The following is an 11277-nucleotide window of genomic DNA, read 5'->3' as shown; positions in this document are numbered from 1 at the left end:
TGTTTGTTTATTTATTTAATGATTGGACTTAAATAAATTAATTGTTGGGGAATTAATCACAAAAATAATCACCTACTACTAATAAGGTATTTAAGGGGGAGTAAAAGATCACGACTTAATTATAGTTATGGAGTGATGATGAGAAATTTTAATAGATGCAAAGCGGCGCTTATCGTCGCCGCAGCTTTTGGCCTCGCCGCCTGTACTGACGGTAAAGATGGTAGTGATGGCGAAGATGGTACCAGCCCATTACCACCAGTAGTCGAGGCGACTGAGATCACCAATGTTGAAATGCTGAGCCACACCCTAGAAGAGGGCGCGGTGCGTTTTGAGTTTGAAGTCACTAATGAAGAAGGTCTGCTTGTCAGTGGGCTGGAAAAAGTGAGCGCCGAGGTTGCGGAGCTGACAGATAAAGGCATTGCCCGCAGTCGTCCCGATTTTGAAGGCACCATTGCCGGTGGCAGTGCCAATGAGGCTACCGAAGGCGCAAGTCTTACCATGACGGAAAGTGGTCGTTATGAGTTTTTAGCACCAATGCCGGCAGTTAATGCGGGGACTGAAGGGATCATTCGAATCGCTGTTGGTGGCGGTGAGAATATCGCTAAATCAAATTACATCATAGTTGATAAGTCCGAAGGGTTACACACCACTTCAACCGCAACCTGTCACGGTTGTCACGTTGACTATGCCGCGTCTAAATTAAAGCATCCTAGCTACACTGCGATTAATACCGATGGTGAAACCGATCTCGTGGCCGGTTGTATGGTTTGTCACGGCAATGTGGTACGTGATAATGGCGGCTATGCTCGTAACTCTATGCAGAAAATTGGTCATATCAATCATCAGAAGTTTGAGAAAGACTTCGAACCTGCTAACTGTTACACCTGTCATGCTGAACCTATCACTAAGGTAAATAGCATGAATACCTGTACCGACTGTCATGAAGCTGCAGGTGTCGGTTCAGCTGCAGTAGCCATGACCTATAGCAGCTTTGATGAGTCAGATGATGTGCGCCTATTCCATAAGAAAGTAGGTGAAAGAGCTGACATAAGAGAGCAGCACTACACGACTACCTCTGCGCCGTACACTGATAGCAGCTTGGTATGGGATGAGCATGAAACCACTGGTGGCTGGTGTACCGATATTGCACTATTTAATACTGAGGGTGAAACAGCTGTTCAGCTTAATATTGCAGAGCTATATGCTGCAGGCACGTTAACTTATGCTGGAGCCTACATCCACGCATATGATAATGACTCTATTGTTGGTCGCCCAAGTCCACGAGACTCTGGTGGTGTGGTAAATAGCCAATACGTGGAAAAGGATGATGGTTCAAGGGCCGTGTGTTACGTGCGTTTAGATGGCATTGATGCTGGCTTTGCTAACGCTGGTTTTACAGCAAGCTCAAGAGTGACCTTCAAGCAACAAGATGATGATGGTGGTTATGACGGCGTTTCACTGACCAGTTACTCAGATGTTGTTGATTCAAATGAAGAGTTACTTCAAGAGTACAACCGTCGTCATAGTGTCACTCTAGATAGCTGTACAACATGTCACAACAACGAAACCAATTACCACAAGAATGGTAGCTACAGTGATGGTGGTTTAGGTTGTGTTGCTTGTCATAACAATGGTCAAGATCGTAGCTCGAAGAACTCTGCACCAGGCTTTGGTCCTATGGTTCACAGCATGCACTGGGGAGTCGGTAGTTCAGCTGTGACAGGTGAGCCGAACTCTGCCACTAAGCTTAATGCTGAAAACTGTGTGGCTTGTCATGCTGACGGCATAGATCTAAACGCGGTGCCTAATCAGTACATGCTATCGAAAGCCTTCAATGGTGGGCAATCGGGTGTGGCTACAAGTCCAATCACTGCTAACTGTTTTGCCTGTCACAACAATGACCAAGCACTTAACCATATGATTTCAAATGGTGGTGAGCTTAATCTTGAAGTTGATACTAAGGGCGAATGGTTCACTCAGCCAACATCTGAGTCTTGTGCAACCTGTCATGCTGAAGGTCGTTCATACGGAATCGAGAAGTACCACGTGTTTGACCGTAAGGAATAAAAAGTAAGGGCTAGCTTCTCCCTGCAACTAGCTAGCCCATGACTTTTTGAGGCGCGATTTAAGCGCTATTCGAGATAGTTTTCCGCTGATTTTGAATAGCGTTTATCTAGCGCCTTTTTTCTGTTGCTAATTACTGTCGAATTCAGGACGCTCGATAAAATCAGGTACATCTAGCACTTTATCTTGCCAGTTATTGAATAACGCTTGATAGAGAAACTCGATAAACACTCGATAACGCCGCGGTAGGTACACTCGCTGTGGCATACTCATAGTGACTAGGCTTTGCTTCATCGGAAAGTCATTCAGTACTGTTACTAGTTCACCCTCCTCTAGGGCATTGTGAGCAATCACTAACGGTATCGCTGCGATCCCCAAGCCCTCAATCGCCGCCTCTCGCATCAGAGTGATATTGTTGGTTTCGAGTCTCGATTCTGGCTCTATTGTCACCCATTCTTTGCCATTAAACAGCATCCAGTTGCCGTCAATATGGGGAGAGCTAATACGGATACATTGATGCTGTCGTAATTGCTCTGGGGTGGTGGGCTCGCCAAATCTATCGAGATAATCTGGGCTGGCCATCAGAATTTTTGGAGTATTGATCAGGGCATAGGTTTGTAATCTATCATCGGTTTCTGCGGTGATCTGAAACAATAGATCAATCCCTTCTGCTATCACATCGACCTGACGATTAGTCAGCTCCGCTTCGATAGTTATATCGGGGTAGAGCGCTAGAAATTGGGCGAAGATCCGCCCAAAATAGAGCTGCCCCATCTCGATAGGGCAGACAATCTTAAGGTGACCCTTAATCGTCTGTTGCCTCGCACTGAGCTGATCTTCGGCATTCTTAAGATCAGTTAAGATCCGATTCACACGATGAAAGTAGTCGGCTCCGGCCTCGGTGAGCTTAAGTGCGCGAGTGGTTCTATGCAGCAGTTGTACTCCCGCATCGGCCTCTAGTTCGGCAACTTTACGACTTACGGTAGCCTTTGTCAGACCCAAGGCGTTGGCAGCCCGAGTAAAACTTCCTTGCTCGACGACTTGGGCAAACATTTGAATGCGATTGAGATCTATCATTGTTACACCTGTGGAACAGTGGGTAATTTTTTAGCTATCTAATAAATATACAGAGACAGTAGTAAACTATGACTCACTAATCAAGGAGTCATTCATGTCTAAAACTAAGTTATTTTTCGGGATTCCTGTTCTTATTATTGCGTTATTAACCGGCGGTTATTATTGGTGGACCCAAGTACGTAATTTTGAGTCGACAGATAATGCCTATGTCGAATCTGACATCTCTCATATCAGCGTTAAAGTTCCTGGCTATGTGACAGCCACCTTTGTCACCGATAACCAGCATGTCAAAAAAGGCCAGTTGCTCGCCCAATTGGAAGATAGTCAATACAGGGCTAAGGTCGCGCAAAACCAAGCCGTGTTAGCTAGTGCTAAGGCTAAGCTGCAGACACTCAATGCGCAGGTTGATCTACAGCAAGCGCTTATAACTCAGGCGCAAGCCAGTGTGGTTGCAGCAGAGGCCGAGCGAGTGCGTAGTCAGCAGCAACTGACTCGAGCCTCAAAACTGAAGGCGAAAAATTACAGCTCTCAAGATGCAGTGGATGAAGCCCAAGCGGCCTTCGAGTCGGCGACAGCCCATGTCGATGAAATGCATGCGGCATTAGTGGCGAAGCAAAGAGAGCTTAAAGTCTATAACGCACAGTTAGTCGAGGCTGATTCCAGTGTTGAGCAGGCTAAGGCTGGCTTACAGTTAGCGCAAATTCAACTGGCAGATACCCAAATTACTGCCCCGTTTACAGGGATAGTCGGTAAGCGTGGTGCGCAGCAGGGGCAATATGTGCAGCCTGGACAAGCGATTTACAGTCTAGTGCCTGATGAAGCTGTGTGGATCACCGCCAATTTTAAAGAGACCCAAATTGCTAAGATGCATGCAGGGCAGAAGGTGGCGATTGAGTTAGATGCGTTTTCCGGAAAGACATTTTCAGGGGTGATTGACAGCCTCTCTCCGGCTTCGGGAGCTAAATTTAGCCTACTGCCAGCGGAAAATGCCACGGGTAACTTTACTAAGATCGTGCAGCGGATCCCGGTGAGAATTCGCCTAGATGACAATGCCGCCCAAAAGCTTGAGCAGGGCAGGATTGTGCCTGGCTTGAGTGCACTGGTGAAAGTCGATACCGCAAGCGATAGCTTAGATTCGGCTATGGTAGCCAATAGAGCGCAACTGTAATGTCTGTTAGCCAAGTGGGGAGCACGACAACGAATGTTGCTATGACTCAACAGGTTGAGCCCGGTAGTCGCAGAGCCTGGATCGCGGTATTTGGCGGCTTGATAGGCGCCTTTATGGCGATCTTGGATATTCAGATCACTAATGCGTCGATGAAAGAGATCCAAGGCGGTTTAGGTGCCACGCTGGAGGAGGGCTCTTGGATCGCTACCGCCTATTTAGTGGCAGAGATGATCGCCATTCCGCTATCGGGTTGGCTCAGTAAAGGCTTAGACATACGTCGCTATATGCTGTGGAACAGCGCTATCTTTATCTTAGCATCGCTACTTTGTTCGATTGCTTGGAATTTAGAATCGATGATCGCGTTCAGGGCGATGCAGGGTTTCTTTGGTGGCGCCTTGATCCCGATGGCCTTCAGGTTGATTCTAGAATATCTTCCCGACAGCAAACGGGCGGTAGGTATGGCGCTTTTTGGCCTTACCGCCACGTTTGCCCCTTCAATTGGCCCCACTTTAGGTGGCTGGCTCACCGAGCAATTTAGTTGGCACTATCTGTTTTATATCAATGTGCCACCGGGGCTTGTGGTGATGTCGATGCTTGCCTATGGTCTGGTGAAAAAACCAATTAACTGGCCTGAACTCAAGAATGTCGATGTCAGTAGTATTATCACCATGGCATTGGGGATGGGCTGTTTAGAGGTGGTACTAGAGGAGGGAAATCGTAAGGATTGGTTTGGTTCAGAGTTTATACGTAACCTTGCTATCGTTGCGGCGGTGAATATTGCGCTCTTTGTCTATCTGCAGTTAAAAAGCAAGGCGCCACTGGTTAATTTAAGGCTACTTGTTAATCGCGATTTTAGCATCTCAACTATCGCCTATTTCTTGTTAGGTTTAGCGCTGTTTTCATCCATCTATATGGTGCCGCTATACCTGTCACAGATCCAAGATTACAACTCGTTAGAGATAGGTGAGGTTCTGATGTGGCTGGGCTTTCCACAGCTGCTGATTTTGCCATTTATGCCGATGTTGATGCAGCGTTTCGATAATCGTTATCTAGCGGCATTTGGCTTTTTCATGTTCGGGGTAAGTTATTATATGAACAGCCATATGACTGCCGATTTTGCCGGCCCTCAGCTAATCGCCTCTATGGTGGTACGTGCTATCGGCCAGCCATTTATCATGGTGCCAATTGGTATGTTGGCTACGGCTAGGCTGCAAAAGCATGAGAATGCCTCTGCATCGACGGTGTTAAACGTGGTGCGAAACTTAGGTGGAGCGGTGGGGATTGCCATGGTATCGACCCTGATCGATAACTTAGGTAGAGTTCACCTAGCGCAGATGAAAGAAACCTTGCCTGCAGTCAGTCCACTGGCAAGTGATTACTTAAGCAGTACAGCGGCGATGTTGCAAGCGGCAGGATCGAACTCGGTTACCGCGAGTCAGCAAGCATCGGCACTGCTTGGGCAGACCATGCAGCAGCAGGCAATGGTGCAAGCCTATAATGATGTGTTCTTCATTATGGCGGGTTTACTCCTAGTGGCCGTTGTTGCCGTATTGTCGATACGTAAACCGATACCACAGCAGGTATAGAAAATTCGTTTCTATCCTCACTTTAATCTATGCAACCGCTGCTTTATACGGCAGTGGTTGATTTAACGCGACTTTGGCGTAGTTATTACTTAGGGTTAAGTGCTAGACTGCGGCTCTATTGCGTTGTTTTGGAGAGCTTCCTATGCTTTGGAAATCTTTATCTTTTTCTGAACTTTCACTAAATGAACTATACGATCTGCTTAAGCTTAGGGTAGACGTATTTGTGGTTGAGCAAAACTGTGCTTATCCAGAGCTAGACGATAAAGACCGCCATAGCCAAACTCAACATCTACTTGGCCTCAATGAACAGGGGGTGATCCAGGCTTATGCGAGGGTCTTGGCTCCTGGGGTGAGCTATCCTGATGCCAGCGTTGGCCGTGTCATTGTTGCTGAGTCTGCGCGAGGTGGTGGGGTTGCTCATGTATTAATGCAAAAAGCGATAGCTATTTCTACTAAGAAATGGCCTGAGCACAATATTCAGCTAGGTGGTCAAGAGCACCTGAAAGGCTTTTACCAGCAGCTAGGTTTTGAACCCGTTTCAGAGATGTATCTCGAGGATGGGATCCCCCATATCGATATGTTGTTAACCTTAAAGAGCTAGCATCGAATAACCGATACAAAAAAAGCGCACTTGAGTGCGCTTTTTTGTTGCTCAATATTTTACTTGCGGAAGTTTCAAGTAAATTATGCTCTTAACTTCACATCGGGTGAGTAGTCAACGTCACCATTTTTACTGATCACAGCAAGGGTCTTATTCTGCATAATAAAGGCTTGCGGTCCTGACGGCAGCTGGCGGACAAACAGTAAGCGGAAGCCAAACTTATGTAGATCATATAGAGCAATCTTCTGCTCAGCACTCATGGCGTCCCAATGAGCGTCATGATGGCGTGGAGCCTTTCGCTTCTCTTTAGATTGTAATGCAATTAGCATATTCTTCTCTCTATAGGCAGCGTGTTAATCCAGTAGTGGTTAAGTATACAACCGCCGGCTAATATGACTAGTTTTTATCCGATAAATAATGGGCCAGTTCAATAAACATCTATTTTTGTGAGAAAAAGTGTTCAACTTTTTTTCGTGTGATTAACGTATTAAGGAGAATGCGGTGCTCAACTATATCGAACCAGTATTTCGTCCGCCATCGGAGTGGAAATCTCTTATTCTGCAGGTCACCAACGGCTGTAGTTGGAATCAGTGTAGCTTTTGCGACATGTATACTCAGCCCCAGAAACGATTTCGAGCGCAGAAAGCGGACAAGATAGAGCAGGATCTTATCGCGGTTGCTAACTCGAGTGCGCATATATCACGAGTGTTTTTAGCCGATGGCGATGCCATGACACTCCCCTTTGCACGTCTTGAGGCGATCTGCCTATTGATAAAAAAGTATCTGCCCAACGTGACACGAATAAGCAGTTATTGCCTGCCACGTAATATCAATAATAAGACCCCCGAGCAGTTACAGCGTTTAAGAGAGCTTGGGCTAAGTTTGCTCTATATCGGCTGTGAAAGCGGCGATGACGAGATATTAGCGCGCATTAATAAGGGGGAAAGCTTTGCCTCCTCCTTAGCGGCGTTACAGAAGATCAAAGCCGCGGGGATCAAGGCCTCGGTGATGATCTTAAATGGGTTAGGTGGAGTAGAACTGTCCAAGCAGCACGCCGAAAACTCCGCCAAGTTGATGAATGCCGCGCAGCCTGAATATCTGTCGACCTTAGTGGTGACTTTGCCTCTGGGCACTGAGCGAATGGATGAGGCTTTTGACGGTCACTTTCAGCTGCCGGATCAGGCGCAGTTGTTTGAAGAGATGCATATTTTGCTGAGTAAACTTGAGCTGAGTAAAACGGTTTTTCGCTCGGATCACGCCTCCAATTACTTGGTGCTAAAGGGCGTGCTGGGTAAAGATAAGCAAGCGCTCATCGCGCAGGTAGAAACTGCAATGAATGCACCGGCTCAAATTCAGTTGCGGCAGGAGTGGCAAAGGGGACTTTAAATCGAACTTTGTGATTCAGCCCCCAGCTCTTTGCAACTGTTGTTGATTGATGATATCTAGACACTGGTCTTTAAACCATTGGATTAACGGGTCTTTGTGTACCCTTGCGTGCCAGTAGAGAGTGCTGTCTAGTTGAGGTAGCTCGGTGAGTACGACCCCTTTTAATTGTGAACGCCATTTTGCAGACTTGAGAACACGTTGAGGCAGAAAGCCAACATGTTTTCCGACAAGTAGCCCCTGTAACAAGACTAGAAATGAGCCAGTTGCAAAGGTTATTTTACGCTGTAGTTGATTTTGTAATGCAAGCTGAGAAACTTCTAGCTCAACCAAGTTTGAGGCTGAATACTCTGCCGTATCATAGGCGAAAATCTGTGCCAGCGTTGGTTGTGCAATTTTTGCCAAGGGATGTTTACGGCTGTAGGCGGCGCAGTAACTATCAGTATTGATATGGCGGCCATGAATATTGGCTGGTGGAGTATCTGTACCTGCGGCAGCGATGTCGATTTCGCCAGATTCTAGTAGTGAAAATACATCTCTGGGCTTGTGCACAAATTCGAGTTCTACATTGGGCGCAAAAGCGAGGATCCTGTTTAGCATCATGGGGATCATGGTCTGGGTGAGGTCATCCATAAATGCAATGCGGATCACTCCATGACTTTCCATCGGATCGAAAGCGGTTTGCGAGATGAGTCGATCGCTCATCTGCAACCATTCTGTGAGTGATCCATATAATCTCAGAGCCTTATTGGTGGCACGAATACCTTGCCCCTGCTTTACAAACAGGGGGTCATCGAACATATTACGCAGCTTTTTTAAGTTTTGGCTCATGGCTGGCTGGGATATGTCGAGCCTGTCTGCACTCTTAGATACGCTTTGCTCTTCAATCAGAATAGCTAGACTCAGCAATAAGTTGAGATCGCACTGTTGAATAATCTTTAAGTCTGTTGGATTCATAAGGTTTGTGCTAAAGGAAAGTGTTGGTGAAAAAGCGTCACTAACTGACGTCTAAACCACTGCTGTAGCTCAGGTGCTCTGTGGTGGCGATCCCAGCAGATTTTAAGTTCTAGATTGATGGGCGAGCCGAGCCAGTCAAAATCTTTCGTCTCATGCTCGGGTAAAATCTGCATGGCGAAATGGGGCAGCAAGGTAACGGTGTTATTGGTTTGCAGCGCATAGAGCAGCGTGCTTAAAGAGTTAGTTGTCAAAGCGTATGCCGCATCGAGTATATCGAGGTGCTTAAGTGCTTCAATTGACTGTAGCTGATTATGCTCTTGAAATTGATAGCGTAATAGCTTGATAGCATCTTTATGGGCGTGGAGATTTTGCTTGTTGGTCACTTTGTGGGTGACCATTTGCCACGGGGCTAGGCCGATGGGTTCACTGACAATTGGGCTTGGCACATTATCGTAGAAGCCGATAACCGCATCAACTTGTCCTCGTCTGAGTAACTGAAAACCATTGGCGTTTTGTGAAATATATTCCAGCTCTATTCCAGGCGCTTTTTCGCTCATCAGCTCGATTAATGGGGTGATAATTAGCTGAGCGGTCACATCACTCATAATAAAGCGTATTCTCCCCTGAGCCGTTTTGGGGCTGAAGTGTTCGGCTTCTAAGATGCGGGCCGTTTTATCCAAGAGAGGGGTTAATTCTAATGCGATGGCTTGAGCCTTGTTGGTTAAGGTCATGCCGTTGTTGCTCTTGAGCAGTAGGGGATCGTTAAACATTAGCCGTAAGCGTTTTAGCATCTGGCTCATCGCCGATTGAGACAAACCAAGTTGCTTGGCGGCATTGGAAACATGGGCCTCATTGAGCAGTACCGCAAGGGCCAGCAATAGGTTTAAATCGCAATTTTTCAGTCGTTCAAGATTGAGCTGAGTTAGCATTATGTTACCTAGCCTCCATTAACAAATTGACTATAAACGATAAAGTTCAGCTTGAATAGATCATGTTGGTGTGAGTTGTTCTGGAGTAAATGAAGCCGTCCTTGGCTCATGTCTATCCTTAGATTAAGTGCAAATATTCCCTGTATATTTCCTTGGTAAGGATTCACGTCAACCGTCCTAGTTGACGTGAATCTTACACCCCAAAACCTTATGCCAAGGGCATGGCAAGATTTGTGGGATCCTAGCGTATCGTTTCGCCATCCTGGCGGTGTCGGGTCCCTATTGGTGATACAAGATTTAATCTGAATCAGTGTTTTTAAGAAACTTGCACTTTTTCTTGGCTAGTTAGAGTCACGATTACGCGGCGCTCTAGGGCACGATCTTTACGGGTATCGGCATGAGCATCTTGTTCGCCAACGGCTTGAGTATCGATCTTCTTCACTTCCACACCATGAGAAACGAGGTAGGCTTCTACATGCTGTACACGCTTTTCAGATAGCTTAAGGTTGTATTGGTTATCACCTTGGTTATCAGATTGACCGTTTAGCAAGATAACGTCTTGTTCTTTGCTCTTTGAAAGCTGAATAACCTGATCTAGCTTAGCCTTGGCAGCGCTAGTTAGCTCTGATGAGTCGAAGCCAAATAGTACGGCTACACTGCTTTTTTCGGTATGAATTTCATACTTAGGCTCAGGCTTTGGCTCTGGACGAGGCATAGGCTTAGTCTGCTTCTCAATCACGGCTGGTAGCACAACGGCTGTTGTTGTCGTAGGCTTCACACCGAAACGGTAAGTTAGCTGTAGACCCACTGTCTGTGCGTCCATGTTTGCCGTGTTCCATGCGGTTTCATCGATACCGGCAAAGCGGCGGTACTTAGCTGAAATAGCTAAAGAGTCAGTGATGTTGTAGCCCACACCTGCGCCAAAGTATGCGGCGGTATCGGTAGCACTAACATATTTATTCGCACTCATCTGGTGCGCTAGGTGGTATTGATAAGCACCCGCTTCACCAGTTAAGAACCACTTTTCATTTAGAGGCAGTGTACCCACAGCACCCAGTGTAAAGCCGTCGACATCGATAGACTGGCTACCGTCTAGGCCGCCCCACATGTGAGTGTCGTCGTTGGTGCCGAGATCTTGCCAACCCGCTTCGAAGGCCAAGTATTTGTTTAGCTGATAACCCACTAGGGCATTCCAAGCTAAATCGCTGTCATCGCCTAGGTGGCTAGCGGCGTCAACTGACTCATAGTTGCTTTGACCAGCACCGGCACCTATGTACCAAGTGTTATCGATATCGGCTGCATTGGCGTAACCACATGTACTCATTAATGCTAGTGCAATTAGTGTCTTGTTCATCATGTTATCTCCAGTGAGTTTTAATTCGTCTCTCATTTCAATGGAGCGCATTTTGCGGGATTGGCTAAATTAGAGCGATAGAGTAAATGCAATAACGATTATTCGCTTTACTTATGAGTAGGTCATAACTAAAGGTTGGAACTCACAAAAATACGGCT

Annotated in this window: 10 protein-coding genes; 5 read left to right on the top strand and 5 right to left on the bottom strand. The window is 46.6% G+C overall.

The features are described from left to right. Positions 1–138: 138 nt before the first annotated feature. Positions 139–2067, top strand: a complete 1929-nt coding sequence (locus L1D44_RS01140) for a cytochrome c3 family protein (protein WP_239888471.1) — start codon at positions 139–141, stop codon at positions 2065–2067. A 126-nt stretch (positions 2068–2193) separates the two neighbouring features. Here the strand turns inward: L1D44_RS01140 and L1D44_RS01135 are convergent, their stop codons facing one another. After that, complete coding sequence (locus L1D44_RS01135; RefSeq protein WP_239888470.1) at positions 2194–3141, bottom strand: LysR family transcriptional regulator; 948 nt, start codon at positions 3139–3141, stop codon at positions 2194–2196. Positions 3142–3235: 94 nt separating this feature from the next. On the opposite strand from L1D44_RS01135, the gene L1D44_RS01130 reads away from it, so the two are divergent. The 3 genes from L1D44_RS01130 (at position 3236) to L1D44_RS01120 (ending at position 6496) form a co-directional block, all read left to right on the top strand. Next, positions 3236–4309, top strand: coding sequence for an HlyD family secretion protein (locus L1D44_RS01130; RefSeq protein ID WP_239888469.1), 1074 nt, complete (start codon positions 3236–3238; stop codon positions 4307–4309). 41 nt (positions 4310–4350) lie between these two features. Then, positions 4351–5895, top strand: a complete 1545-nt coding sequence (locus tag L1D44_RS01125; protein WP_239888483.1) for a DHA2 family efflux MFS transporter permease subunit — start codon at positions 4351–4353, stop codon at positions 5893–5895. A 142-nt stretch (positions 5896–6037) separates the two neighbouring features. Further along, positions 6038–6496: a GNAT family N-acetyltransferase gene (locus L1D44_RS01120; protein WP_220767826.1), complete on the top strand. Its 459-nt coding sequence runs from the start codon at positions 6038–6040 to the stop codon at positions 6494–6496. A gap of 83 nt (positions 6497–6579) precedes the next feature. On the opposite strand, the gene L1D44_RS01115 is transcribed toward L1D44_RS01120, so the two are convergent. After that, positions 6580–6825 carry a hypothetical protein gene (locus L1D44_RS01115; RefSeq protein WP_239888468.1) on the bottom strand — a complete coding sequence of 82 codons (246 nt, stop codon included), beginning with the start codon at positions 6823–6825 and terminating at the stop codon, positions 6580–6582. 172 nt (positions 6826–6997) lie between these two features. Between L1D44_RS01115 and L1D44_RS01110 the strand changes: the two genes are divergently transcribed. After that, a complete protein-coding gene (locus L1D44_RS01110) occupies positions 6998–7882 on the top strand; it encodes a radical SAM protein (protein ID WP_239888467.1) in 885 nt (294 codons plus the stop codon). Between the two features lie 15 nt (positions 7883–7897). On the opposite strand, the gene L1D44_RS01105 is transcribed toward L1D44_RS01110, so the two are convergent. The 3 genes from L1D44_RS01105 to L1D44_RS01095 all read right to left on the bottom strand — a co-directional run bounded on the left by L1D44_RS01105 (position 7898) and on the right by L1D44_RS01095 (position 11122). Further along, positions 7898–8836 (bottom strand): LysR family transcriptional regulator, encoded by a 939-nt coding sequence (locus tag L1D44_RS01105; protein WP_239888466.1) that lies wholly within the window; start codon positions 8834–8836, stop codon positions 7898–7900. Further along, positions 8833–9765, bottom strand: coding sequence for a LysR family transcriptional regulator (locus L1D44_RS01100; RefSeq protein WP_239888464.1), 933 nt, complete (start codon positions 9763–9765; stop codon positions 8833–8835). The genes L1D44_RS01105 and L1D44_RS01100 overlap by 4 nt, the downstream gene beginning before the upstream one ends. Positions 9766–10081: 316 nt before the next feature. Further along, the gene (locus L1D44_RS01095; RefSeq protein ID WP_239888462.1) at positions 10082–11122 is read right to left on the bottom strand and encodes an outer membrane beta-barrel protein; all 1041 of its coding nucleotides are present in this window, start codon (positions 11120–11122) and stop codon (positions 10082–10084) included. Positions 11123–11277: the final 155 nt, after the last annotated feature.

Source organism: Shewanella sp. Isolate13, from assembly GCF_022398325.1.
Classification (GTDB): Bacteria; Pseudomonadota; Gammaproteobacteria; order Enterobacterales; family Shewanellaceae; genus Shewanella.
The sequence above is the reverse complement of the archived record's forward strand: the minus strand, read 5'-3'. Positions and strand labels throughout refer to the sequence as shown.

Excerpts from the sequence above, each read along its gene's own strand:
- L1D44_RS01135 (WP_239888470.1), bottom strand. The coding sequence starts at position 3,141 with ATGATAGATCTCAATCGCATTCAAATGTTTGCCCAAGTCGTCGAGCAA.
- L1D44_RS01095 (WP_239888462.1), bottom strand. The coding sequence starts at position 11,122 with ATGATGAACAAGACACTAATTGCACTAGCATTAATGAGTACATGTGGT.
- L1D44_RS01100 (WP_239888464.1), bottom strand. The coding sequence starts at position 9,765 with ATGCTAACTCAGCTCAATCTTGAACGACTGAAAAATTGCGATTTAAAC.
- L1D44_RS01115 (WP_239888468.1), bottom strand. The coding sequence starts at position 6,825 with ATGCTAATTGCATTACAATCTAAAGAGAAGCGAAAGGCTCCACGCCAT.
- L1D44_RS01120 (WP_220767826.1), top strand. The coding sequence starts at position 6,038 with ATGCTTTGGAAATCTTTATCTTTTTCTGAACTTTCACTAAATGAACTA.
- L1D44_RS01140 (WP_239888471.1), top strand. The coding sequence starts at position 139 with ATGAGAAATTTTAATAGATGCAAAGCGGCGCTTATCGTCGCCGCAGCT.
- L1D44_RS01130 (WP_239888469.1), top strand. The coding sequence starts at position 3,236 with ATGTCTAAAACTAAGTTATTTTTCGGGATTCCTGTTCTTATTATTGCG.
- L1D44_RS01125 (WP_239888483.1), top strand. The coding sequence starts at position 4,351 with ATGACTCAACAGGTTGAGCCCGGTAGTCGCAGAGCCTGGATCGCGGTA.
- L1D44_RS01105 (WP_239888466.1), bottom strand. The coding sequence starts at position 8,836 with ATGAATCCAACAGACTTAAAGATTATTCAACAGTGCGATCTCAACTTA.